The sequence below is a fragment of the Lysobacter soli genome (assembly GCF_003382285.1).
GTDB lineage: Bacteria > Pseudomonadota > Gammaproteobacteria > Xanthomonadales > Xanthomonadaceae > Lysobacter_J > Lysobacter_J soli.
Genome location: NZ_QTJR01000001.1, coordinates 569,938 through 594,379 on the forward strand (window position 1 = coordinate 569,938; position 24,442 = coordinate 594,379).

A 24,442-nucleotide genomic window follows, 5' to 3' on the forward strand; every position below is an offset into this window, starting at 1 on the left:
AGCGGGCGGGATGACGGACGGCTACTGCGCCGTACCGGATTCGCGTGTGGATTGCGTGTCGACCTTGGCGGTCAACGAACGCAACAGCGGAAGCGCATCGATGCGCTGCTGCGGAATGCCGTGCTTCCGTGCGAAATCCATGTGCCGGCGTGCAGCCGGCGAGTCATCCAGGCGCGCCATCGTCTGCGCGCCGAGCAGCGCGACCTCGCCGCGTTCGGTGCCGAGCGCTTCGGCCTTGGCCTGCAACGCTCGCGCTTCATCGGCGCGATCGAGGTTCGCGCTGTACCACGCCACCAGCGCAAGACCCTGCGCGTCGTCGGACTTCAGTCCGAGATAGCGTCGGCCCAGCGTGGCAGCCTGTTCGTACTGCGCACGCGTCTGGTCCGGCGTGGCGCCACCGGCGGCGAGCGCGTCGCCGAGGTTTCCCCACACGCGGAAATCGCCGGGGTCGATCTCGCTCGCATGGCGATACAACGCCGCCGCCTGTTCGTAGGCGCCTTCCTCGAACTTCATCGAACCCAGATTGCTCAGCGCTTCGTACGTCGGCTTGATCTGCAGCGAGCGCTCGTAGGCATCGCTCGCCTGCGCCGCGTCGCCGCTGATCGCGTACAGGCCGCCCAGGCTCGACCAGAGATCCGCGTCGTCGGGTGCGTATTCGAGAGCTTCGCGATAGGAAGCGATCGCGCCCGGCACGTCGCCGTTGACCAGCAGGTGATAGCCGCGCTTCTGCGCGATACGCGGATTGCGCGGCGCCACCTGGCGGGCGCGCTCGAAGTATTCCATCGCGACCTTGCCCTGCCCCTGCGTACTGGCGACTTCCGCCAGCCCCAGGTAGCCCGGCACGCGTAGCGCCGGATCGGTCACAGCGCGCTCGTAGTAGGCGTTAGCCTCCTTCGCGTTGCCCTGCGTGCGATGGAGGTCGCCCATCGCGAGGCTCACTTCGCGCAACGAGGGATCCATCTTCGTCGCCTGTTCGCATGCCGATTGCGCGCGCGCGAACGCGGCACTGTCGCGGGCGTCCTCGAAGCGCGTGATTTCCGCCTGGCAGATGCCCGCCTGCGCGCGCGCGAAGCTCGGGTCGATCGCCAGCGCGCCGCGGTAGAAGTTGATCGCGCTGGCCGCGCCGCGCTCATCGCCGCCGGCCTGTTCGCGCATGCGCTGTTCGCCCTTCAGATACGCGTCGTACGCGGCGACGCTGCGGGTCGGCGTCAAACGCCGTGCCAACGTCTGGCGCGCGGCTTCGATCTCGCCCGACGGCAGCACGTCGATGAGCGCCTGCACCACTTCGCCTGCGATGTCGCTCTGCAACGCAAACACGTCGCCGGTTTCCCGATCGTAGCTATGGGCCCACAACGTGAAACCCGTGCGCGCATCGGCCAGCCGCGCGCTCACCCGCACGCGCGAACCCTCCCGGCGGACGCTGGCACCCAGGACGGTCGCCACGCCGAGCTGCGCGCCGAGCCGCTTCACGTCGGCCTCGCCGCGGCTTGCGGAATCCGGTGCCGCGACGACCTTCAGGCCGGGGACGCCCGCCAGCGCATCGACCATCTCGACGCCGAGTCCTTCGGCGAAATAGTCCTCGTTGCGCGCCTCGCTGAGGCTGGTGAACGGCAGCACGGCCACCGACGCGGCGCTGGGCGCCGGCGTCGCGGGGTCCCGCTGGCCGAACCAGTAGCCGCCCGCGGCGATCGCCAGCAGCGCGGCGATGGCCAGCCACCAGCGGCGCTGGTCGGACGCCTTGCGGCGCGTGGCGAAGCCGCCGTCGTTGTGAGGCACGGGGGCGGCGAACGGTGCCGGCTCGGGAATGGGCGCGACGGCCTCGTTCGCCGCGACGGCCAGCGCCTCGGGGACGGTGTGGCGGAACACGGCCACTTCGTCCTCGTGCCGTGGTTCGTCCGTGGCGGGCGGTAAGGCGTCTGCCCCGTAGAGCTGCCCGATGAACCGGTAGCCCAGCGCGTGCTGCGTCTGGATGTAGCGCGGATGCTGGGAGTCGTCGGCCAGGGCGTGGCGCAACTGGGCGATCACCCGGGTCAACACGCCCGGCGTGACATGCCGATGGCCCCAGACCTGGTCGAGCAGGTCGTCGCGCCCGACCAGTTCGCCCGCACGGCGGAGCAGGATCAGCAGCACCGAAAACGCCTTCGGCTCGACCGTCTGCTCGGTCCCGCCGCGCGACAGGGTGTGCGCGGCCGCATCGACGACGATGTCGCCGAATCGATACCGTTCGCCGTTCGGCCCGCCTTGGCCTGCACTCCCGTGGGGGGTCATCGGGAAAACCTCATGGTTCCCTCATCATCCGGAGCGGACGATGTGGAAAGGCGCGCCCGGCCATCATGACTCATGGCGGGCGTCGGTGGAGCCTGACCCGGCGCCGGAAAGTTCGGTGCCACCCTCCCCCGGAGTCCCGCCATGAACGTCCTGTTCTCCATCGCCAACCCGCTTCCGCAGATCCTGCTGACCCCATTCGACGGCCCGACCCGCCGCCGCTGCATCAACGGCTTCCAGCTCAACTCGGCCGAAGTGGACCGCTTCAACGTCCTGCTGGCCCGCGTCGGTGGCCACGCGCTGGAGACCGACCAGCTCGCGTCCGCCGGTCGCGAACTCAGCCGCCCCGGCCCCACCGACGCCGCGCCGCCGTGCATCCGCCAGCGCCTGCGCTGGATCGCCGCCGTCGAGCAGCTCCTGGCCGACCGCCAGTGGCAGCCGGCGAACGACGCGGTCGACACCGCCGCGGCGATCGTCGACTACGCCCGCAGCCGCGACGACCTCATCCCCGACTGGATGCCGCAGGTCGGCCGGCTGGACGACGCCATCGTCGTCGAGACCGCCTGGCCGAAGCTGGCCGGCGAGGTCGACGACTACCTCGACTACGTGCGCGTCCGCAGCCGCGAAGCGCACCAGCGCGACCGCAGCCCGGCCGGCTACGCCTTCTCGCGGGCCGACTGGGAGGAAGTGCGCTACGAGGAGGCCGTCCTCGCCCAGTACGAGAAGCAGATCCGCGAAAGCAGCTTCCTGCCCGAGAGCTCCCCGATCTTCCGCGTGCACTGACCGGGAATCGCGGGCCACGCCGGAGGCCGCCCCAAGGCGGCCTCCCCCGCGCTTCGTCGGCTGAATGCGCCCGCGCGCGAAATCCGCGGACGTCCGCACTGACAGCCCGTCCGCTCCGGCGCATCATCGGCCTGCATCCCGCCCAAGGCGGGACGGCCCGCGCGACGTCGCCGGCCGCGGCGCGGGTCCGGCCTGGCCGGCGAGCGAGGTGTGCCATGCGCATGTTCCATCCCACCCCCACCGCGCAGCCGCTGCCCTTCGACCACATGTACAGCGGCATGGGTGCGCGCGAGACCGCCGCTGCGATCGAGCTCAACGACGCGGCGGTCGTGCAGTTCGACCAGCTCCTCCACGAGATCCACGCCGATGCACCGCGCGTGGACACCGACCGGCTCGAGCAGCTCGCCGCGTGGCTGCTGAAACTGCCGACGCAGCAGGCGCGCGAGGTCATCGAAAGCCGCCTCGAACGCGTGCGCGAACTGCGCACGCTCCTCGACGACGAGGACTGGGATGCCGACGAAGCCACGCATGCGCGCATCGGCAAGCTGCTGTCGTACATCGATCGCGAGGATGACCTCATCGCCGACCGCATCCCGGTGCTGGGCCAACTCGACGACGTGCTGCTGATCGAGCTGGCGTGGCCGGCCTTCGCCGATGAAGCCGAGGACTACCGCGATTTCATCGCCTATCGCGACGTGAACCATCCCGATGGCGCCGCCGACGAACGCCGCGCGGCATGGGTGCGCGAACGCCTCGACGAGGTGGCGCTGTGGCAGCACGCGATGTGGGTGCGCGAGCAGCACTACGCGCCGTGGAATCTGCCGCGCGGGTTGTTCCGGGTGGCCTGACCGAAGGCGATGGGGCCGCCCGGCGCCGGCCCTCGCAAACCCGACAGCGCGCGGTTTTTGCATCGTCCGGGGTCCCGGCCGCCGGGATCGGCTCCCGCGCGATTTCAAGTCTGCGCAGCGCGCGCCGGGGCTGCTAACCTGCCGCCAGCATGCCTGCAGTCCCTTTCGTCCATCTCCATCTCCACAGCGAATACTCGCTCGCCGACTCGACGATCCGGATCGGCGAGCTGGTCAAGCGCTGCGTCGCGCTTTCGCAGCCCGCGGTCGCGCTGACGGACCTCGACAACCTCTTCGCCGCGGTCAAGTTCTACAAGGCCGCCGAAGGTGCGGGCCTCAAGCCGATCATCGGCGCCGACGTCGGCCTGGCCGACGGCAACGAGATCGCCTCGCGCATGACGCTGCTGTGCCGCGATCGCGCCGGCTACCTCACGCTCTCGCGCCTGCTGACGCGCGCCTGGATGGAAGGCCATCGCACCGACGGCGTCGCGCTTCGCCCCGAATGGCTGCGCGAGGACAACGGCGGCCTGTTCGCCCTCGCCGGCCGCCAGAGCCTCGCCGGTCGCCTCGCGACGAGCAACCGCCATGAACTCGCCGAAGCCTGGCTGATGGACTGGCGCGGCGTGTTCGGCGAGCGGCTGCACCTGGAACTCACCCGCACCGGGCGCGAAGGCGAGGACGCGTTCAACGCCTTCGCGCTGCACGCGTCCAGCAAGCGTTCGCTGCCGGTGATCGCCAGCAACGACGTGCGCTTCCTCGATGCCGAAGGCTTCGACGCGCACGAAGCGCGCGTGTGCATCGCCTCCGGCCGCGTGCTGGACGATCCCAAGCGCCCGAAGGACTACAGCCCCGAACAGTTCCTGAAGTCGTCGGAGGAGATGCAGGCGCTGTTCGCCGACGTCCCCGATGCGATCGACAACGCGTTCGCGCTCGCCACGCGCTGCAACGTCGAGATGAAGCTCGGCGAATACGCGCTGCCGGCCTTCCCGGTGCCGAGCGAACACACCATCGAAAGCTGGCTGCGCGGCACCGCGCGGGAGGGCCTGGACAAGCGGCTGCAGAAGAACCCGCTCGCGCCGGGGAAGACGCGCGAGGACTACGACGCGCGTCTGGACGTCGAGCTGGACGTCATCATCAAGATGGGGTTCCCCGGCTACTTCCTGATCGTGGCGGACTTCATCAACTGGGCGAAGGACCACGACATTCCCGTCGGCCCGGGCCGCGGTTCGGGTGCCGGTTCGCTCGTCGCGTGGGCGCTGGGCATCACCGACCTGGACCCGCTGCCGTACGACCTGCTGTTCGAGCGGTTCCTCAACCCCGAACGCGTGTCGATGCCCGACTTCGACATCGACTTCTGCATGGACCGTCGCGACGAGGTCATCGACTACGTCGCGCGCAAGTACGGGCGCGATCGCGTCTCGCAGATCATCACCTACGGCACCATGGCCGCGAAGGCCGTGGTGCGCGACACCGGCCGCGTGCTCGGCCATCCGTACGGCTTCGTCGACGGCATCGCCAAGCTCATTCCGAACACGCTCGGCATCGGTCTGGACGATGCGATGGGCGAGTCGGAGGCGTCGAAGCAGGATCCGACGCTCGCCTCGTCCGACCTCATCCAGCGTTACCACGCCGAAGAAGACGTGCGCGACCTGATGGACCTGGCGCGCAGCCTGGAAGACCTCACGCGCAACGCCGGCAAGCACGCCGGCGGCGTGGTGATCGCGCCGAGCCCGTTGTCCGACTTCTGCCCGCTGTTCGCCGAACACGACGGCGAAGGCCGCGGCCGCAACCCGGTCACGCAGTTCGACAAGGACGACGTCGAAGCGGTCGGCCTGGTCAAGTTCGACTTCCTCGGCCTGCGCACGCTGACGATCATCGACTGGGCGGTGAAGGCGATCAACAAGCGTCTGGCCGACGCCGCGGCGAAAGGCATCGATGCCGGCCCGGCGATGCACTACACGTTCAAGGACGCGCCCACGCCGCAGTTCGACATCACGTCGCTGCCGCTGGACGACAAGCTCAGCTACGAGCTGTTCGCACGTGGCGACACGGTGGCGGTGTTCCAGTTCGAATCCCGCGGCATGCGCGAGCTGCTGAAGCGCGCCAGGCCCGACACGTTCGAAGACATCATCGCGCTCGCCGCGCTGTTCCGTCCCGGCCCGCTGGGCTCGGGGATGGATCGCGAATGGGTCGATCGCAAGCACGGGAACACCGAGGTCACCTACCCGCACGAATCGCTGGAGCCGGTGCTGTCGCCGACCTACGGCGTCATCGTGTACCAGGAACAGGTGATGCAGATCGCGCAGGTGCTGGCGGGCTACACGCTCGGCGGCGCCGACATGCTGCGTCGCGCGATGGGCAAGAAGAAGCCCGAGGAGATGGCGAAGGAACGCGCCAAGTTCGAAGCCGGTTGCGCCGAGCGCGGCATCCCGCCGAAGACCGCCACGCCGATCTTCGACCTGATGGAGAAGTTCGCCGAGTACGGCTTCAACAAGTCGCACTCGGCGGCGTACGCGCTGGTGGCCTACCAGACCGCGTGGCTGAAGGTGCACTACCCGGCCGAATTCATGGCCGCGGTGCTCTCCTCGGACATGGACAACACCGAGAAGGTCACCAGCTTCCTCGACGAATGCCGCGTGATGGGCCTGACGGTGCTGCCGCCGGACGTGGACGCATCGGCGTACATGTTCGAGGCGAAGGACGCCACCACGATCCGCTACGGCCTGGGCGCGGTGAAGGGCGTCGGCCGCGGCGCGTGCGAGGCGATCGTCGAAGCGCGCCGTGCGGGCGAATTCGCCGACCTGCTGGATTTCTGCAAGCGCGTGGACAGCGGCAAGCTCAACCGCCGCGCGCTCGAAGCGCTGACGTACGCCGGCGCGCTCGACAAGCTGGGCAAGAACCGCGCGAGCCTCATGCTGCAGCTGCCGGAAGTGCTCAAGGCCACCGACCAGCTGGCGAAGGAGCGCGAAGCGGGCCAGGTGTCGTTGTTCGGCGGCTTCGAAACGGCGGCGCCGGCGCTGCACCTGGACCTGCCCGAAACCGACGAGTGGCCGCTGACGCAGATCCTGCACGGCGAGCGCGAAACGCTTGGGCATTACCTCAGTGGCCATCCGTTCGATCCGTATCGCGACGAGGTTCGCGGCCTGATCGGCAACGACCTCAGCGGCCTGGAAAAGATCTGGGAAAACCGCCCGGAACAGCGCGGCAGCTGGCGCCAGGAAGTCGAGACGATCGTCGCCGGCCTCGTCGTCGGACTGCGCAAGAAGGGCGACAGCCAGATGTTCGTGCAGATCGAGGACGGTCGCGGCCGCCTGGAATGCGCGTTCTTCAACGAGAGCTACAGCGAGTTCGCGCAATTGCTGGTGCGCGACCGCCTGCTGGTGATCCAGGGCGGCCTGCGCGAGGACAGCTTCAGTGGCGGCTTCGCGCTGCGTGCATCGCGTTGCTGGAGTTTCGAGCAGATCTGCGAGAAGCACGCACAGCGCCTGATGCTGCGCCTGGACCTGCGCGAACCGGGCACGATGCAGCGCGTGGACGCGCTGCTGTCCTCGTTCCGTCCCGGTTCGACGCCGATCCGCATGGATCTGCTGGTTCGTCGCGGCGCAGCGGGTTCGCTGGACCTCAACGGCACGCAGTCGATCCGCGCCGACGCGGAACTCGCCGCACGCCTGCGCGCCACGCCGGGCGTACGCGCGGTGAAGCTCGCGCTGTCGAAGCCTTGGGCGAATTGATCGAAGCCTTTCGCTTCTGAGCCCATCTTCAACGGGAAATGCGGTGCGTTAGCCCCTCGCCTGCGGGATGCGGTGCATTAACCCCTCTCCCTGCGGGAGAGGGGTTGGGGTGAGGGGCAACGGAGCGTCGGTGTTGAATCGTCCTTGCAGTGAAGCGCTACGGTGTCGCTCTGCTGACTCTTATCGCGCAAATCAAGATGGGCTCCAGCTTCCGCAGGAATGACGATGCAAGTGCGCTGATCCGCTATCGGCCTGGATCCCGGCTTACGCCGGGATGACGGGATTGAGAGCTGAGGCGGTTGTGCCCCTCTCCCATCGGGAGAGGGGTTGGGGTGAGGGGCAACGAAGCGGCGACGCTGAACTACGAGTGCCGGGAAGCGCTGCGCTGCTTCTTCTGTCCCGCCCGCAAGGCGAAGATCAAGATGGATTCCAGCTTTCGCTGGAATGACGGTGTATGCGCTGGTGCACTTTCAGCCTGGATCCCGGCTTTCGCCGGGATGACGATTGAAAGGAGAAATGCGTGCGAAGACGTCAACGCGTTACTTCCACTTTCCAGTCACGAATCGCGTCGGAAACATCCAACGTCAGCATCTTCGCGGCACCGTCGTACTTCCAGCCAGCCACTGCAGCACCGTCCACGCGCACCGAAGCAGGCCGCTGCGACACGCCAAACATCGTCACGCGCACCGCCTTCCACCACGGCGCGAACCCGCTGTGCTCCACATGCGCGCTCAACGTCATCGACGACGCCGAAACCTCGCACGCATACGACACGCGAAGGAACGCCCCTTCGCGATACGCAAAGCTCTCGCCATCATCCTGATAAAGCGAACCGCGACACTCGGGCGAACCCACATCCGGCAGATACACCTGTAGCTCCAGCGGGCCCTTCGGCGTTTCGCCCGTGTGCTGCACCAGCGCCTGCATCGGCACGATCGCGCCCGCCCGCGCGTACAGCGGCGTTCCCGACGGACGAGGATCGAGCTTCACCGGCGTCTTCGTAGCCACGTATCGCTCCGATGTACCGAACGCGTACCACCCACCCGGCGGCAGCGACACCGGATGCGCATCCAGTCGTTCGTCCACCACCGGCGCGACGAACAGATCGCCACCAAAAAGGAAATCGCGGTCGTTGCCGTAGAACGCTTCGGCATCCGGCCAGCGCAGGAACACCGGTCGCATGATCGGCATGCCCGTGCGCGCGTTCTCTTCCGCCGCCGTGTAGAGGTACGGCATCAGGCGATAGCGCAGTTCGATGGCGTCCCGGCGCAGCGCTTCGTGTTTCGGCCCGTCCACCCATGCTTCGTGCGGGCGCGTGTCGGTCGCGGCGTGGTTGCGGAACACGGGATTGAACGCGCCCAACTGGAACCAGCGCGTCAGCAGATCCGGCGGCGGCGAGCCGATGAAACCGCCGATGTCGTCGCCCGACATCGCCATGCCCGACAGCCCCAGGCTCAACAGGTTCGGCGTGCTCTGCGCGAGGTGGAACCAGCTCGCGGTGTTGTCGCCCGTCCACGTTGCCGCGTAACGCTGCGCGCCCGCGTATGCCGCGCGCGTGAGCACGAACGGCCGCTGCGTCGGCTGCAACTTCAGCAATCCTTCGTACGTCGCGCGCGCATTGAGCATGCCGTAGACGTTGTGGATGGCGCGGTGGTCGCGCGTGGTGCCATCGTCCATGCGGTGCACGGCATCGAGCGACATCGTGTTGCCGGGCACGTTGAAGACCGACGGTTCGTTCATGTCGTTCCAGTAACCGGCGGCGCCCATCGCGGCGAAATCGCGATAGAGCCCGCCCCACCAGTCGCGCACGCGCGTCAGCGTGAAATCCGGGAACACCGAATCGCCCGGCCACACTTCGCCGATGTAGAGCGAGCCGTCGGGATTGCGGATGAACGCGTCGTTGCGCATGCCCGAATCGAACGCCGCGTAGTCGTTGTCGGGATCGTGCTTGATGTGCAGGTCGGTGATGAGCACCGTGCGCAGCCCGTCCTTGCGCAGGTCGTCGATCATCTTCTCGAACGTCGGGAATTGCGCGCGGTCGACGGTGAACGGCGCGTAGCCCTTCTGGTAGTCGATGTCGAGATAGATCGCATCGCTGGGGATGCGATGGTCGCGAAGCTGCTTCGCGATCTCGCGCACCTTCGATTCGGGGTGATAGGTATAGCGCGACTGCTGGAATCCTAGCGTCCACAGCGGCGGCAGCGGCGTGCGACCGGTCAGCGCGGTGTAGCGCTCGATGACCTGCGCGGGCTGCGGGCCGGCGATGAAGTAGTAATCGAGCGGCCCGTCTTCGGCGCCGAAGGACAGCGTGCCATCCGATTCCTTGCCGAAATCGAAGCTGCTGCGATGCACGTTGTCGAAGAACACGCCGTACGCGACGCCGCCGCGCAGGCCGATGAAGAACGGGATCGACTTGTACAGCGGATCGGTCGTGCCCTGCCATCCATACGATTCGCTGTTCCACATTGCGAACGCGCGACCGCGGCGATCCAGCGGCCCGGCCTTGTCGCCGAGGCCGTAGTAATGCTCGTCGGCCGGCATCGACTTCCACACGCGCACGCGCGTGCCGTGCTCGCCGGGCAGCCACGCCATCGGCAGCGACGCGTCGTCGGCGAGCAGCGCGCGACCGGCGTCATCGACGAAATCCACGCGCAACGGCGAGCGATGGACGATGGCGACGACGCCATCGGCCCGCACGCGAACGGCGTCGCGGGTTTCATCGATCGTCACCTTCGCCGGTTCGGCGGCCTGCACCACGGCCCAGGAGGCATCGCCGTCGGCCTTTCCATCCGGTGCGAGGAGGACACGGAACACGCCGTCCGCATGGACGCTGACCTGCAGGCGCGCTGGACCGCTATGGACCACAACGCCGTCGGCGCGGCGTTCGACCCGTCCGGCATCGCCCAGGTGACGCCAACCGCCGGCATCGGCCGGTCCCGCCACCGCGAACACGAGCGCGACTGCCAGCGCCCAGGACATCGCCTTCATCCGTGTCTCCCCTCGAACCCGAGCCCGGATTCAAGCACGCGGGTCGCGGGGCGGCCCGATGAAGACGTTTTCAATGGCCGCAGGGCGGCTTTCGCCCGGGCTCCATACTGGCAACACACCTCTCGGTACGGTCACCCGGCCTCGGCTAGACTGTCCCACTTTCCGGCCACCGGCCCGAGCATGAATCCGAACTACCTCGACTTCGAGCAGCCCATCGCCGACCTGGAAGCCAAGATCCAGGAACTGCGCCACGCCAGCAACGCTCCGGCGGTGGACGTGGACGCCGAAGTGCATGCGCTGCAGGACAAGCTGCGCATCCGCACTGCCCAGATCTTCCGCGACCTCTCGCCGTGGCAGGTCTCGCAGCTGGCCCGCCACCCGGCGCGACCGTACACCAACGACTACATACGCGTGATGTGCGACGAGTTCCAGGAACTCGCCGGCGATCGCGCGTTCGCCGACGACGCCGCCATCGTCGGCGGCCTCGGCCGCATCAATGGCCGCAGCGTGGTGATCATCGGCCACCAGAAGGGCCGCGACACCAAGAGCAAGATCAAGCGCAATTTCGGCATGCCGCGTCCGGAGGGCTACCGCAAGGCGCTGCGCCTGATGAAGCTGGCCGAACGTTTCCGCCTGCCGATCCTCACCTTCATCGACACCCCCGGCGCCTACCCGGGCGTGGGCGCGGAAGAGCGCGGCCAGTCCGAAGCCATCGCCCGCAACCTGCTGGAAATGAGCGAGCTGAAGGTCCCGGTGATCTGCACGGTGATCGGCGAAGGCGGCTCGGGCGGTGCGCTCGCCATCGGTGTCGGCGATCGCACGCTGATGCTGGAATACAGCACGTACTCGGTGATCTCGCCGGAAGGCTGCGCGTCGATCCTGTGGAAGGACGCCGCCAAGGCGAAGGACGCCGCCGAGCAGCTGGGTCTCACCGCCAAGCGCCTGCTCGGCCTGGGCCTGGTCGACAAGATCGTGCGCGAGCCCATCGGCGGCGCGCATCGCAATCCGAAGCAGATGGCCACGCGCCTGAAGGCCGTGCTGATCAACGAACTCGACATGCTCGAGTCACTGCCGGTCGAGGATCTGCTGGAGCGCCGCTACCAGCGCCTGCGCAGCTACGGGGCGTACGAGGCGGCGTAGGCCCGCTGATTGCCCGCGGTTTTGAGCTCCTCTCCCTGCGGGAGAGGGGTTGGGGTGAGGGTTGGGACGTGCGACGCGCTGGCGCTCGCAGTGCACTCGATCGCTGCTTCTCGATGCCGAACGATCAAATGGATTCCAGCGTTCGCTGGAATGACGGTGAGTTGATTCACCGTCACGAGAGTGCCCTTGACTCACGGGCCTGGATCCCGGCTTTCGCCGGGATGACGTTCATTCGAGGCAATGCTCGCTCGTCCTCAACACTCGTTCCCTCAAAGCCCACTCACCACGCCCGCAAATACTGCTCCGGCCCGTGCAGTTCGCCGGACAGCTCCTTCGCCGCACGGCGCGGGAAATACGGATCGCGCAGCAGTTCGCGCGCGATGAGCACCACGTCCGCATCGCCCTCCTCGACGATCGTTTCGGCGTGATCGGATTTCGTGATCAGCCCCACCGCGCCGGTCGCGATGCCCGCTTCCTTGCGGATGCGCGTGGCGAACGGCACCTGGTAGCCCGCGTGCAGCGGGATCTTCGCGCCCGGCGCGAGGCCGCCGGTGGACACGTCGATCAGGTCGATGCCGCGATCCTTCACGATGCGCGCCAGCTCGACGCTTTCCTCGATGTCCCAGCCGCCTTCGATCCAGTCCGTCGCCGACACGCGCAGCCAAAGCGGCAGGCGCTCCGGCCACACCTTGCGCACCGCGTCGATCACTTCCAGTAGCAGGCGGACGCGGTTGTCGAACGAACCGCCGTACTCGTCGCTGCGATGGTTCGACAGCGGCGACAGGAACTGGTGCAGCAGGTAGCCGTGCGCCGCGTGGATCTCGGCGATCTGGAAACCCGCCGCCTTCGCGCGCCACGCGGCGCAGGCGAAATCGTCGACGACGTTGCGCAGCTCGCCCGCATCGAGCGCGCGCGGGACCAGCGAGGTTTCGCTGAAGGCCACGGCGCTCGGCGCGACCGGCGTCCAACCGCCGTCGTCGGGCGTCACGGCGATTCCGCCGAGCCACGGCGGCGCCGTGCTCGCCTTGCGGCCGGCATGTGCGAGCTGGATGCCCGGCACCGTGCCCTGCGCCGCGACGAAGCGCGTGATGCGCGACCACGCTTCGGCCTGGTGGTCGTTCCACAGTCCGGTGTCGGCGGGCGAAATGCGGCCTTCGGCCGACACCGCGCTGGCCTCGGCGATGATCGCGCCCGCGCCGCCCACCGCGCGGCTGCCCAGATGCACCAGGTGCCAGTCGTTGGGCACGCCGTCGACCGCGGAGTACTGGCACATCGGCGCCACCACGAGGCGATTGCGCAAGGTGAGCGCGCGTTGTTCGAACGGGGTGAAAAGCCGGGACACGACGGACTCCTGCAAGGCGAAACGGGGGATGGAGGCATGGTGCGATGGCGTGGCGCGCGATGCAGCCCCATCGGTGGGTTGCTGCATTCCACGACCATGGCACCATCGCGCGATGCCCGCCGCGCCCGCCACCGCCCTGCACGACCTTCCGGCGGCGCCACTGTGCGTGGGCTACAGCGGCGGGCTCGATTCCACGGTGCTGCTGCACCTGCTGGCGAGCTCGCGCCCCGCGCATGGCCTGCGTGCGATCCATGTCCACCACGGGCTTCACGCCGACGCGGACCGCTGGAGCACGCATTGCGAAGCCGCCTGCGCCGCGCTCGGCGTTGAGCTGACGGTCATCCGCGTGAAGGTCGCCGCGACAGGTGCTGGCCCCGAGGCGGCTGCGCGCGACGCGCGCCATGCCGCGTTCGCCTCCGCACTCGGCAGCGATGAAGTGCTCGCACTCGCGCACCATCGCGACGACCAGGCGGAGACCTTCCTGCTCCGCGCCCTGCGCGCGTCCAGCCCCGATGGCCTCGCGGCGATGCGTCGCTGGCGCACGTTCGGACGCGGCCGGCTGTGGCGGCCGCTGCTCGACATCGATCGCGATGCGCTGCTCGCTTACGCGCAGGCGCATGGGCTCGCCTGGATCGAGGACCCCAGCAATGCCGACACCGCCTTCGACCGCAATTTCCTGCGCACGCGCGTGATGCCGCTGCTGCGCGAACGCTGGCCGCACGCGTCCGATGCCCTGGCGCGGTCGGCGGCGTTGTGCGAGCGGACGGACGCACTGCTCGACGACGAGGACGCGCTTGCGCTCGCGAACGTCGGCCTGAGCGATCCGCGTTGTCTATCGCGGATGGGCCTGCTGGCGCTCCCGGAATCGCGCCGCGCGCGCGTGCTGCGGCGCTGGATCGATGCGCTCGGTTTGCCCGCGCTGCCGGCGAACGGCATCGAGCGGATCGAGCACGAGATCCTCGGCGCGCGCGATGACGCCGAACCGGTCTTCCAGTGGCACGGCGCCGTCGTCCGCGCATGGCGCGACCTGCTCTTCGCCGACGTGGCGAGAGCGCCGCTGCCGGCAGACTGGCATGCCGAATGGGACGGCCGCGCGCCGCTGGCGCTTCCCGATGGCGACGTGCTGGCCCTCGACGGCACCGCTGGCTTCGACACGCCGCTGCGCGTGCATGCGCGCCAGGGCGGCGAACGCCTCATGCGTGCGGGCCGCTCGCATTCGCATGCGCTCAAGCAGGTGCTGCAGGAACTCGGCATCCCGCCGTGGGAGCGCGAGCGCTTGCCGCTGCTCAGCGACGGCGCCGGCGAGTTGCTCGCGGCAGGCGACCTCGTCCATTCGGCCCGCTTCGATGCCTGGCTCCGCGGGCGTGGTGCGCGGCTGGTTTGGCGTCGCGAGGGCGAGACGCACGCCGCAACCGCCCGCGACGGCAATTGACCCCCGCCGGGGCGGGTCGCAAACTTCCCGCATGCCACGTACACCCGCCCAAGACGACGCGCCTTCCACCTCGCCGGTGAGCGACTTCGAGCAGTCCCTGGACGCGCTCGAGCAACTGGTCGAGAAGATGGAACACGGCGAGATGAGCCTGGAAGACTCGCTGGCCGCGTACGAGCGCGGCGTCGGCCTGTACCGCCGCTGCCAGAGCGCGCTGGAAGAGGCCGAACTGCGCGTGCGCCTGCTCAGCGACCCGCAGAATCCCGCCTCGGGCGAGCCCTTCTCCGCGCAGGACGCCGGCTCGTCGAGCCGCGGCGATGTCTGACCTCGCGCGCTGGCGCGAACGCGCCGACGCCGCGCTGCAACGTGCCCTGCCCGACCCGCATTCGCCGCCGCAGCGCCTGCACGCGGCTATGCGGCACGCCGTACTGCTGGGCGGCAAGCGCATGCGGCCGCTGCTGGTCTACGCGGCCGGATCGGCCTTCGGCGCGTCGGTGGACACGCTGGACGCGCCAGCCGTCGCGGTCGAACTGATCCACGCCTATTCCCTCGTCCATGACGACCTGCCCGCGATGGACGACGACGCGCTGCGTCGCGGCCAGCCGACGGTGCACGTCGCCTTCGACGAAGCCACGGCGGTGCTCGCGGGCGATGCGCTGCAGTCGCTCGCTTTCGAAGTGCTGGCCGATGCCGACGTCGACGCGACAACGCGTGTGGACCTGCTGCGCACGCTCGCACGCGCGTCCGGTGCCGCCGGCATGTGCGGCGGGCAGGCGCTGGACCTTGCGGCGACCGGCAATGGCAGCTCGCTGTCGGTGCATGCGCTGGAAGAACTGCATTCGCTCAAGACCGGCGCGCTGATCCGCGCCGCGGTACGCATGGGCGCGCTGTGCGGCGGCGCCTCGGCCGAAGAACTCGCCGCGCTGGATCGTTATGCCGCCGCGCTTGGCCTCGCGTTCCAGGTACGCGACGACATCCTCGACATCGAAGGCGACAGCGCGACGCTCGGCAAGACCGCCGGCAAGGACGTGGCGCAGGACAAGGCGACGTTCCCTGCGTTGATCGGACTGGATGCGTCGCGCGCACGGCTGGACGAGTTGCGCCGTGCGATGGATGACGCGCTGTCGCCGCTCGGCGACCGTGCGAATGCGCTGGCGGCGTTGGGGCGGATGGCGATCGAGCGGGATCGCTAAGCCGTTTGTTGTGTTGCTCGTTTGCGGCAGGCAAAAACGGAACTGTCATCTCGGCGAAGGCCGGCATGACGACCAGCAACAAGCATCTGCCACCGCAGGAAGCCCAAACAAAAACGCCCGCTTCGTCGAAGCGGGCGTTTCGCGTTTCGCGTTTCGCGTTGAGGTTCCGAAATACGAAACGACGAGCGTCGTTACTTCACCAGTCGCAGCGTGAAGGGATAACGGTACGTCACCCCATCGTTGGCCTTGATCGCCGCGATGATCGCGAATACCAGCCATGCGATGCCGATGACGAACCACGCCGGGATCGCGATCAGCAGGCCGATGCCCAGCGTCACGAACACCAGCACCGCCAGCGCGAAGAACACGATCGCCACGGTGATGTTGAAGTTGAGCGCTTCCTTGGCCTGGTCGTCGACGAACGGCATCGTGTCCTTCTTCACCAGCCAGATGATCAGCGGGCCCAAGAACGTGCCCCAGCCGCCGACGCCGGAGGTCAGCACCGCGCCGGCGATCGCCGACAGGTGCGCGAACATCGCCCACTGACGCTGGTCGGACGACACGCCACTGGGATGCTCGGCCGACGGCGGCGGCGGTGGCGTGGAGGTCTGGCCGGGGTCGATCGGGTTCTCGCTCATCGCTTGCTCCGGATTTCCTTGAAGGGGACCTGAACCACTTTCCGTTGCGACGCCGGGCAGGTCAAGCAGAGCCGCCCGGCAGCGCCCGCTTACTCGCTGGCGTCGGACTCGCCCGCCACCGTCATGCGGCCGATCAGGATCGAGCCGGTGCGCACGTGCGAACGCGGATCGACGTCGGTGCCGACGGCCTCGATCGCCGCGAACATCGACTTCAGGTTGCCGGCGACGGTGATGCCGTCGACCGGGTACTGGATCTGCCCGTTCTCGACCCAGTAGCCGCCCGCGCCGCGCGAATAATCGCCGGTGACGTTGTTCACGCCCTGCCCCATGAGTTCGGTGACGAGCAGGCCGCGGTCCATGCCGCGCAGCAGCGATTCCTGGTCGCCTGCATTCGCGGCGACCTGCAGGTTGTGCACGCCGCCAGCGTTGGCGGTGGTATGCAGGCCGAGCTTGCGCGCGGAATAGCTGCCGAGGATGTAGCGCTGCAGCACGCCGGCGGTCACCAGCGGCGCCTCGCGCGTGGCCACGCCTTCGGCATCGAACGATGCGGAACGGAAACCGCGCGGCAGGAACGGGAGTTCCTCGATGCCGAACCAGTCGGGGAACAACTGCTGGCCGGCGCTGTCGACGAGGAAGCTCGCGCGGCGGTACAGCGCGCCGCCGGACACCGCGCCGAGCAGGTGACCGATCAGCGAACGCGCCATCTCCGCCGAATACAGCACCGGATACTCGCCGGTCGGCACCTGGCGCGGCGCGAGGCGCGACGCCGCGCGTTCGGCGGCCTTGCGGCCGATGGACGCGGCCGGCTCCAGGTCGTCCGCCGACAGGCCAATGCTGTACCAGCCATCGCGCTGCATCCCGTCGCCACGGCCGGCGATCAGCGCGCAGCCGATGCTGTGTTGCGTGCTGCGCTCGCGGCCGATGAACCCGTGCGAGTTCGCGTACACGCTGATGCTCTCGCCGGTGCCGACGGAGGCGCCGTCGGAATTCTCGATGCGGCGATCCGAATCGCGACCGGCCTGCTCGCAGGCGAGCGCGAGGTCCAGCGCGCGATCGGCGTCGATGATCCACGGATGCCAGGAATCGAACTCGCGCAGGTCCGTCGCCATCAGCGACGCGTCGGCGAGGCCAGCGGCCGCGTCGTCTTCCGTATGCCGCGCGATCGCGCAGGCCTGCTCGACGGTCGCGTCCAGGCTTTCCTCGCGCAGGTCCGCGGTGCTGGCGCTGCCCTTGCGCTGGCCGAAGTAGACGGTGACGGAGATGCCGCGGTCGCGCGTGGACTCGACGGTCTCGACCTCGCCCATGCGGACGTTGACGTTGAGGCCGGATTCCTCCGAGCACGACACCTCCGCCTGCGTGGCGCCGCGCGCGCGGGCGCTGTCCAGCAAACGCTGGGACAGGTCGGCGAGCGCGTCCAGGCGCGCGTGGCTGTCGCCGAGCGAGGCGGCGTAGGCGGGCAAATTCTGGGAAACGATCTGGCTCAAGTGGTGATCCTTGTCGAAGGCGATCCGGCGCGGAAGGGGGCGGCTGAACGCGGATTTCGCGCGATGTGTGCTTTATCCGTGGTCATCCGCGAAAATCCGCGTCCGACAGTTCTTTTTGCAGCAGGTGCGCCATGCGCGGTAGAGACGAGGAAACCGGGGAATTCTTCAGCCCCAGTCGCAGCCAGAACCGGCGCGAGGCGCTGGAGGTACTGGCCTTGGGTGAAAAGCTGGTCGCCCTGACTGAGGCGCAGCTGGCCAAGCTTCCGGTGCCGGACTCGCTGCTGCCGCACATCCGCGAGGCCAAGCGCATCACCGCGCACATCGCGCACAAGCGCCAGCTGGCGTTCCTGGCCAAGCAGATGCGCCGCGAGGACGACGAGGTGCTGGAGGCGATCCGCGACGCGCTCGACGAGGACGGCGAGGCCGCGCGGCGCGAAGTGGCGGCGATGCATCGCGTGGAAGCCTGGCGCGAGCGCCTGCTCGCCGACGGCGACGCCGCGCTGGCGCAGCTGCTCGACGAGTACCCGACCGCCGACCGCCAGCATCTGCGCGCGCTCGTGCGCAGCGCGCTGGACGAGCGCCGCAAGAACAAGCCGCCGCGCGCGTTCCGCGAGTTGTACCGGGCGCTGCGCGAGTTGATCGTGGGTGGCACGACGGGCGATGACGACGTCGAGGATGCGGACGAGTCGATCGAGGACGACGAGCGCTGAAATCCTGAAGCCCGGGTGCGCTGCGCCTGCCCGGGCTGCAACGGTGTCCGGTTGTCGCTCCAGAATCACGCCTGCGTACCGCCCACCGTCAGCTGGTCGATCAGCAGCGACGGCTGGCCCACGCCTACAGGCACGCTCTGGCCGTCCTTGCCGCACACGCCCACGCCTTCGTCGAGCGCGAGGTCGTGGCCGATCATCTTCACGCGCTGCATGGTTTCAGGACCGTTGCCGATCAGCGTGGCGCCCTTCACCGGCGCGGTGATCTTTCCGTCTTCGATCAGGTACGCCTCGGTAGCCGAGAACACGTACTTGCCGTTGGTGATGTCCACCTGCCCGCCGCCGAAATTCACCGCGTACAGGCCCTTCTTCACCGAACGGATCATGTCTTCCGGGTCGTCCTTGCCGGCGAGCATGTAGGTGTTGGTCATGCGCGGCATGGGCAGGTGCGCGAAGGATTCGCGACGGCCGTTGCCCGTGGGCGCCATGCCCATCAGGCGCGCGTTGAGCGTGTCCTGCATGTAACCGACGAGCACGCCGTCCTCGATGAGCGTCGTGCAGTTGGTCGAGGTGCCTTCGTCGTCGACGTTGAGCGAGCCGCGACGTCCCGGCAGCGTGCCGTCGTCGACGATGGTCACGCCCGGCGAGGCGACGCGCTGGCCGAGGCGGCCGGCGTACGTCGACGTGCCCTTGCGGTTGAAATCGCCTTCCAGGCCGTGGCCGACCGCTTCGTGCAGCAGCACGCCGGTCCAGCCGTTGCCGAGCACCACCGGCATCACGCCGGCCGGCGCGTCGACCGCTTCCAGGTTCACCAGCGCCACGCGCAGCGCTTCGCGCGCGAGCGTCTCGGGCTTGTCGCCATCGAGCAGTTCGGAATAGCTGTAGCGACCGCCGCCACCGGCATAGCCGCTCTCGCGACGGCCGTTGTGTTCGACGATGACCTGCACGTTCAAGCGCACCAGGGGGCGGACGTCGGCCGCGAGCAGGCCGTCGCTGCGCGCGACGAGGATCGTGTCGACGCCGCCCGACAGCGACACCATCACCTGCCGAACGCGCGGATCGGCCGCGCGCAACATGCGGTCGATGCGACGCAGCGCTTCGACCTTGGCTTCGTTCGCGTAGCCGTCGATCGGATCTTCCGGCACGTACAGTTCGCGCCCGCCGCCGCGCACCAGCGCGTGCGGCGCCTGCACCGAACCATCGCGTGCGATGGCGCGCGCCGACTTCGCCGCGGTGAGCAGCGCCTGGGTGTTGATTTCGTCGGAGTAGGAAAAGCCCGTCTTCTCGCCGCTGATCGCGCGCACGCCGACGCCCTGCTCGATCGAATGCGCACCGTCCTTGACGATGCCGTCCTCGACGGTCCAGCTCTCGCGACGGGCGTGCTGGAAATACAGGTCGCCGAAATCCACGCCCGGCCCGAGCAGCGTACCGAAGGTGCGTTCGAGGCCGCCCGCATCGAGCCCGGCGGGCAGCAGCAGGCGGTTTTCGGCGATCTGGATGGGAAGGGTCATGCGGGATCTCTGGAAGCGGAACGGTGGCGGCCGCGGGCGCACGGGTGCGCGTTTTCAGCCGGGGAAAGCCCCGGGCGGCGGCGGCGGGAGGTCAGGAAGGAGATGGTGGCACAACGAGCCAACGCAACGGGTTCACGGACGAGGCCGGGCGCCGGGATGCGGGAATTCAGGGTTGCGTGGGCCTGAAGGCCTGAAGGCCGGGTCCCGGCGTTCGCCGGGATGACGGGGTCGAGGCCGAGGTGGAGGGAACGCCGGCGTCGCCGACCCGGACGCTGCCGCGGCGGACTCCCCGGCCCGAACGCACGGCGTTCGGGCGTTCGGCGACGCGCGAACCAGTGGTTCGCGAGCAGCGTCGCCTCACCCTTCAGGCGGTGGTTCCGCGGCTTTCGCCTGCCCCGACTGCCCGCTGACCACCTCGACCTTCGGCTCCTTCCAGGGGCCGGTGACGCGGTAGGTGCGCGAGGCCATCTCGCCGAGGGGCTTCTGCAGGACCGCGTTGGCGGCCGCGCCGATCGCCGCGCCCACCGGCCCGGCGGCAATCGCCCCGGCCACGGTCAGGAGATTGGCGGCCTTCGGGCGCACTTCGATGGTCTGGTCGAAGGTCTGCGCGCGCAGGTTCGCCTCGCCGCGGATCCCGATCGAGGCCGCCGGGCCGTCGATGGACAGGTTGTCGCTGCGCGCCATGCCGCCGGCGAAGTTCACCTTGCCGCCGGCGCGGTTGAAGGCGAAGCCCTTGTTGAAGAAGTCGCGGAAATCCAGCATCAGGCGGCGCGGAAGCTGCGCCAGGCTCAGCAGGCCTAGCACGCGGCCGGCACCGGGTTCGACTTCCAGCAGGCGGCCGTCGCGGATGTCGGCTTCGAGGCTGCCGTCGAGCGTGGCGACATTGAACGCCGCCGGGCTTCCCGCCCAGCCGGCCGCGAAGTGCATCGTGCCGACGCCACCACCGAGCTGCTGGCCCATGCCGAAGCCGGCGAGCAGGTTGCCCAGGTCCTGGCTGTCGATCTTCACGTCCAGCTGCGTGCGCGCGGTCGCGCCCCGGCCGTCCCAGTCGCCCCGGCCGTCCCAGTCGCCGCTGGCGTCGATGCGCTGCTTGTCCGTGCGCGTCTGCACCTGCTCGATGCGCATGCCGGTCGCGGTCGGCTGCGTGCGCAGCTTCGCGTCGCCCAGGCGTGCGTCGGACACGCGCAGGTCGGCGATGTCGATCGTCAGCGGCGGAATCTTCGCAGGGTTGAAATCATCGTCGGCGGGCGGCGCCGACGGTGGCGGCGTCGGCAAACCGGCCGGCGGCGCCGGGCGCTTCGGCGCGCGCCAGTACATGCGGTCGAAACGGCCGGCGATCGTCGCGCCATCGCCGGCGGGAATCAGCACCGCACCCTCCAGCGCGGCACCTTCGGCCTGCACGGCGGTCGCGCCGTTCGCCGCGGGAACGACGACGAGGTGCGTTTCCGGAAACACGCCGCCCAGCAGGTTCAATTTCTGCGCGGTGACGTCGATGCGTTGCAGCGCGAGGCCATCGCCACCGCTGCCGCCTTCCAGCAGCGCGATCCAGTCGATCGCGTCGAGTTCAGCCGCGCGCCCAGTCGCGACGAGACCGCGCGCGGGCGGCACGTCGTCGACGCGGTTGGTGCCCAGCGCCAGACGCACGCCGGTGGTGCTCTTGCCGGCCGCATCGGTGACGCTGCGCGCGCGCACGGCGATGACGTTACCGAGGTTCACGCGGATGTCGCCGCTGCCCATCGGCAAGGGCGTTTCCACCGACGTGGCGAGCGATTCGTTCGCGGCCTTCTTCAATGGCTCCGGAAGCGTGAGCGCGGTGCCGACGAGGTTGGTCTGCAATTGCAGCAACGTCGGCGCGGTCTTGCCGGGCGCGGCCTTGGGAATGGCGATGCCAACGGTCCATGCCGAACGCCCATCGACGTGCGGTTTCAGCCAGGCCAGTTCCGGCGCGCGATCGAGCAGTTCCTTCGCCGACATCTGCGCGTCCAGGCCCGCTTCGAACACGTTGGCCTTGTCGCGCACGAAGTCGTTGCCGGCGCGCAGCGAGAGCGCGCCGGGCTGGCCTTCGTGCAGCACCTTCAGACCGTCGGCGCGGAAGCCGCCACGCGCGTATTCGGCCTTGCCGCTGACCTGTTCGAAGGCGAGCTTCCAGCGCGGGTCGGCGAGCTTCGCCTTGTCCAGCTGCACCGTGCCCTTGATCGCCGTCTGCTGGTTCGGACGCAGCGGCATGTCCATGTCGAAGCCGACCTTGGCCGGGCCGCTGGCGACGATGTTCTTCAGCGTGTCGGCGTTTTCCTTCTGCAGCGGACTGTGCCGCAGCAGGTTCACCAGTGCCGCGGCGTCGGCGTTGCCCTGCGCCTGCACGGTGAGGTCGCCGTCCTTGTAGTGATCGATGGCGGCGCGAATCTGGGGGATCGCGACATCCCCGATGCGGCCGTGTCCCTGCACCGTGAAACCGTCGGCGATGAACGAGACATCCGCGTCGAGGCCTTCCACGGCCGGCCAGTCGGGCTGGAACTTCACGATGGCGCCTTCGAGCTTCGCGGTCGCTTCGAACAGGCCGTTGCGATCGCGGAACGGCCAGTCGTCCAGGTCGCCCGAGACGACCGCGTGCCCGTCGTGGAGGCGACCGCCGACAAGCGCCGAATCGAGCCACGAGACGACCTTGGGCGCCATCAGGTGGTGGATCCAGAAGCCCTTCGCGACCGGCACCTGCGCTTCGTCGATGTCGGCGGCCAGATCGATGCGCGGACGCGAACCATCGCCCTGCCACCACATGCCACCGCGTGCGCGCACGCCGAAGCCCTGCCCCTTCACGTGGAGATCCGGCGTGCCGATGCGCCAGCCCGCGCCTTCGCGCCAGCCGCCGATCGAGCCCTGCAGCGAGACGGTGTGCACGACGCCGAAGCCGCGGGGCCAGTCGAAACGCATCGGCGACGCCGAATCGAACTGCAAGGAGAAGCCGTCGGCATCGCCGAGGAACTGGCCGGCCAGTCCGCTCAGGCCCGGCGCATTGCCGACGGCGTCGAAACCGAACGCGCCGATGCGCGCCTGCGCACGCAGCGCGCCGCCGCGCACGCCGGTCACTTCGACGTCCTGCAGCGACGCGCGCGGACGCGTGTTGTGCAGCCACGTGCGCAGGCCGGGATCGAGGCGATCGCTAAGGGATGCGGCGGTGAGCAGCGGGCCGGCGTCGATGCGATTGGCGAGCAGCGCATAGCGCGCACCGCCGGCGACGACCAGGCCATCGAGCGTCTGCGCATCGTTGCCGGTCTGGATGCGCAGCGTCTTCGCGTCGGCGCGCCAGCCGCCGTCGATCACGCGCCAGCGCGCCAGCGCCGCGACGCGCGCGAACTGGACACGCGGGATCGCACCGCCGGCGAGCGGCGCACCGCGCAGGCCGACGCGATCGAGTGCGACGTCGGCCGTCACCTGCGTGATGCGGTGGTCGCGCAGTTCGGCCCACGCTTCGGCGCGACCTTCACCGGATTCGCTGCCGACGCCGGCGACCTGCAGCAGCGGCGCCCAGGCGGACAGGTCGGCGCGACGCGCGCCGATGTACGCGTGGCCGTCGCCTTTCACGCGATCGAAGTCGAGCACCGTGTCCAGCGGCGAGGACGCCGCGCCGGCGACATTCACGCTCGGCCACGCACGGACGCCCGCGCGCACGCGCGGGCCGTCCACGCGCAGGCGCAGGTTGATGCGCGGCACGTGCGCGTCGATGCCGAGGTTCGGTGCGATGACCGTGATCTTGCCGTCGATGACCTGCAGTTCGCCGAGGCCTTCGAGCGCGGCGAATGGATCATTCTGCTGCGGCTGCTCCTGTCCCGGGAGGCCGCGCACCTGCCAGCGGCCGTCGGCGGCGCGTTCGAGCGTCAGGTCGAGCCCGCGCAGGCGCAATTCGGAAAACGCATGCCCCGGCAGCAGGCCGGCGTAGACCGACACCAGCATTTCCGTGTCGCCCACCGTGAACGCCTGCTTGCCCGCGCCGATGCGCAGGTTGTCCAGTCGCAGCAGCGGGCCGCGGCGCGTCCATGCGGTTTCCACGCGGTCGAACGTCACCGGCCGCCCGGCACGCTCGCTCAGCCATGCGGCGACGCGCTGCGGGTTGCTTTCGGCCAGCGGCAGCACCTGGCTCGCCACGGCCAGCACCAGCGCGATCAGCACCAGCGAGAGCGCGACGAGATAGCCCAGTCCGCGACGGGCGATGCGCATGCGGCGGCGCAACGGGGTGGGCATGGCGGTCAGCTACGGTCCAGGCGGGATGAACGAAAACCGGAAACCGGTTCAGCCGCGCGATCCGGCAGGGCGGACGCGCGGGCACGGGCAGGCACACGGCGGACGCCATTGTCCAACCCGTTCCGCCAACACAGCGTTACCGACCTCTCC

Annotated in this window: 15 protein-coding genes; 8 read left to right on the plus strand and 7 right to left on the minus strand. The window is 69.1% G+C overall.

Annotation, left to right across the window (positions count from 1 at the left end; translation table 11 throughout):
- Positions 1 to 21 precede the first annotated feature (21 nt).
- Positions 22 to 2,268: a tetratricopeptide repeat protein gene (locus DX912_RS02450; RefSeq protein ID WP_115840842.1), complete on the minus strand. Its 2,247-nt coding sequence runs from the start codon at positions 2,266 to 2,268 to the stop codon at positions 22 to 24.
- A gap of 141 nt (positions 2,269 to 2,409) precedes the next feature.
- Here DX912_RS02450 and DX912_RS02455 point away from each other — a divergent pair, with 141 nt between their 5' ends.
- The 3 genes from DX912_RS02455 (at position 2,410) to dnaE (ending at position 7,624) form a co-directional block, all read left to right on the plus strand.
- Entirely contained in the window at positions 2,410 to 3,048 is a 639-nt protein-coding gene (locus DX912_RS02455) for a YkvA family protein (RefSeq protein WP_115840843.1), read from the plus strand.
- A 221-nt stretch (positions 3,049 to 3,269) separates the two neighbouring features.
- Positions 3,270 to 3,896 carry a YkvA family protein gene (locus DX912_RS02460; protein WP_147298542.1) on the plus strand — a complete coding sequence of 209 codons (627 nt, stop codon included), beginning with the start codon at positions 3,270 to 3,272 and terminating at the stop codon, positions 3,894 to 3,896.
- 149 nt (positions 3,897 to 4,045) lie between these two features.
- A complete protein-coding gene (dnaE, locus tag DX912_RS02465; RefSeq protein ID WP_115840845.1) occupies positions 4,046 to 7,624 on the plus strand; it encodes a DNA polymerase III subunit alpha in 3,579 nt (1,192 codons plus the stop codon).
- 531 nt (positions 7,625 to 8,155) lie between these two features.
- On the opposite strand, the gene DX912_RS02470 is transcribed toward dnaE, so the two are convergent.
- Positions 8,156 to 10,612, minus strand: a complete 2,457-nt coding sequence (locus DX912_RS02470) for a glycoside hydrolase family 31 protein (protein WP_115840846.1) — start codon at positions 10,610 to 10,612, stop codon at positions 8,156 to 8,158.
- Positions 10,613 to 10,792: 180 nt separating this feature from the next.
- Here DX912_RS02470 and DX912_RS02475 point away from each other — a divergent pair, with 180 nt between their 5' ends.
- Positions 10,793 to 11,752, plus strand: coding sequence for an acetyl-CoA carboxylase carboxyltransferase subunit alpha (locus tag DX912_RS02475; protein WP_115840847.1), 960 nt, complete (start codon positions 10,793 to 10,795; stop codon positions 11,750 to 11,752).
- Positions 11,753 to 12,032: 280 nt separating this feature from the next.
- Here DX912_RS02475 and DX912_RS02480 read toward each other — a convergent pair whose 3' ends face one another.
- A complete protein-coding gene (locus DX912_RS02480) occupies positions 12,033 to 13,094 on the minus strand; it encodes an NADH:flavin oxidoreductase/NADH oxidase (protein WP_233433441.1) in 1,062 nt (353 codons plus the stop codon).
- Positions 13,095 to 13,206: 112 nt separating this feature from the next.
- On the opposite strand from DX912_RS02480, the gene tilS reads away from it, so the two are divergent.
- Genes tilS through ispA form a run of 3 tightly spaced genes read left to right on the plus strand, consistent with a single transcriptional unit; the run spans position 13,207 to position 15,716 of the window.
- Positions 13,207 to 14,526 carry a tRNA lysidine(34) synthetase TilS gene (gene tilS / locus DX912_RS02485; protein ID WP_115840849.1) on the plus strand — a complete coding sequence of 440 codons (1,320 nt, stop codon included), beginning with the start codon at positions 13,207 to 13,209 and terminating at the stop codon, positions 14,524 to 14,526.
- A gap of 31 nt (positions 14,527 to 14,557) precedes the next feature.
- Positions 14,558 to 14,848, plus strand: a complete 291-nt coding sequence (locus DX912_RS02490; protein WP_115840850.1) for an exodeoxyribonuclease VII small subunit — start codon at positions 14,558 to 14,560, stop codon at positions 14,846 to 14,848.
- Entirely contained in the window at positions 14,841 to 15,716 is an 876-nt protein-coding gene (gene ispA, locus DX912_RS02495) for a (2E,6E)-farnesyl diphosphate synthase (RefSeq protein ID WP_115840851.1), read from the plus strand. Before DX912_RS02490 ends, ispA begins: the two co-directional genes overlap by 8 nt.
- Positions 15,717 to 15,907: 191 nt before the next feature.
- Here the strand turns inward: ispA and DX912_RS02500 are convergent, their stop codons facing one another.
- Both DX912_RS02500 and pmbA read right to left on the minus strand, forming a co-directional pair.
- Positions 15,908 to 16,354, minus strand: a complete 447-nt coding sequence (locus tag DX912_RS02500; protein WP_232338539.1) for a DUF4870 domain-containing protein — start codon at positions 16,352 to 16,354, stop codon at positions 15,908 to 15,910.
- Positions 16,355 to 16,443: 89 nt separating this feature from the next.
- Positions 16,444 to 17,814 carry a metalloprotease PmbA gene (gene pmbA, locus DX912_RS02505; RefSeq protein ID WP_115841041.1) on the minus strand — a complete coding sequence of 457 codons (1,371 nt, stop codon included), beginning with the start codon at positions 17,812 to 17,814 and terminating at the stop codon, positions 16,444 to 16,446.
- Between the two features lie 155 nt (positions 17,815 to 17,969).
- Here pmbA and yjgA point away from each other — a divergent pair, with 155 nt between their 5' ends.
- The gene (yjgA, locus tag DX912_RS02510; RefSeq protein ID WP_115840852.1) at positions 17,970 to 18,548 is read left to right on the plus strand and encodes a ribosome biogenesis factor YjgA; all 579 of its coding nucleotides are present in this window, start codon (positions 17,970 to 17,972) and stop codon (positions 18,546 to 18,548) included.
- A 65-nt stretch (positions 18,549 to 18,613) separates the two neighbouring features.
- On the opposite strand, the gene tldD is transcribed toward yjgA, so the two are convergent.
- Both tldD and DX912_RS02520 read right to left on the minus strand, forming a co-directional pair.
- Positions 18,614 to 20,056, minus strand: coding sequence for a metalloprotease TldD (gene tldD, locus DX912_RS02515; protein ID WP_115840853.1), 1,443 nt, complete (start codon positions 20,054 to 20,056; stop codon positions 18,614 to 18,616).
- A 357-nt stretch (positions 20,057 to 20,413) separates the two neighbouring features.
- Complete coding sequence (locus tag DX912_RS02520; protein ID WP_115840854.1) at positions 20,414 to 24,292, minus strand: YhdP family protein; 3,879 nt, start codon at positions 24,290 to 24,292, stop codon at positions 20,414 to 20,416.
- Positions 24,293 to 24,442: the final 150 nt, after the last annotated feature.

What these genes read in the sequence shown, in the direction of transcription:
- DX912_RS02450 (WP_115840842.1), bottom strand. Translation starts at nt 2,268, where the DNA reads ATGACCCCCCACGGGAGTGCAGGCCAAGGCGGGCCGAACGGCGAACGG.
- DX912_RS02455 (WP_115840843.1), top strand. Translation starts at nt 2,410, where the DNA reads ATGAACGTCCTGTTCTCCATCGCCAACCCGCTTCCGCAGATCCTGCTG.
- DX912_RS02460 (WP_147298542.1), top strand. Translation starts at nt 3,270, where the DNA reads ATGTTCCATCCCACCCCCACCGCGCAGCCGCTGCCCTTCGACCACATG.
- dnaE (WP_115840845.1), top strand. Translation starts at nt 4,046, where the DNA reads ATGCCTGCAGTCCCTTTCGTCCATCTCCATCTCCACAGCGAATACTCG.
- DX912_RS02470 (WP_115840846.1), bottom strand. Translation starts at nt 10,612, where the DNA reads ATGAAGGCGATGTCCTGGGCGCTGGCAGTCGCGCTCGTGTTCGCGGTG.
- DX912_RS02475 (WP_115840847.1), top strand. Translation starts at nt 10,793, where the DNA reads ATGAATCCGAACTACCTCGACTTCGAGCAGCCCATCGCCGACCTGGAA.
- tilS (WP_115840849.1), top strand. Translation starts at nt 13,207, where the DNA reads ATGCCCGCCGCGCCCGCCACCGCCCTGCACGACCTTCCGGCGGCGCCA.
- DX912_RS02490 (WP_115840850.1), top strand. Translation starts at nt 14,558, where the DNA reads ATGCCACGTACACCCGCCCAAGACGACGCGCCTTCCACCTCGCCGGTG.
- ispA (WP_115840851.1), top strand. Translation starts at nt 14,841, where the DNA reads ATGTCTGACCTCGCGCGCTGGCGCGAACGCGCCGACGCCGCGCTGCAA.
- DX912_RS02500 (WP_232338539.1), bottom strand. Translation starts at nt 16,354, where the DNA reads ATGAGCGAGAACCCGATCGACCCCGGCCAGACCTCCACGCCACCGCCG.
- yjgA (WP_115840852.1), top strand. Translation starts at nt 17,970, where the DNA reads ATGCGCGGTAGAGACGAGGAAACCGGGGAATTCTTCAGCCCCAGTCGC.
- tldD (WP_115840853.1), bottom strand. Translation starts at nt 20,056, where the DNA reads ATGACCCTTCCCATCCAGATCGCCGAAAACCGCCTGCTGCTGCCCGCC.
- DX912_RS02520 (WP_115840854.1), bottom strand. Translation starts at nt 24,292, where the DNA reads ATGCCCACCCCGTTGCGCCGCCGCATGCGCATCGCCCGTCGCGGACTG.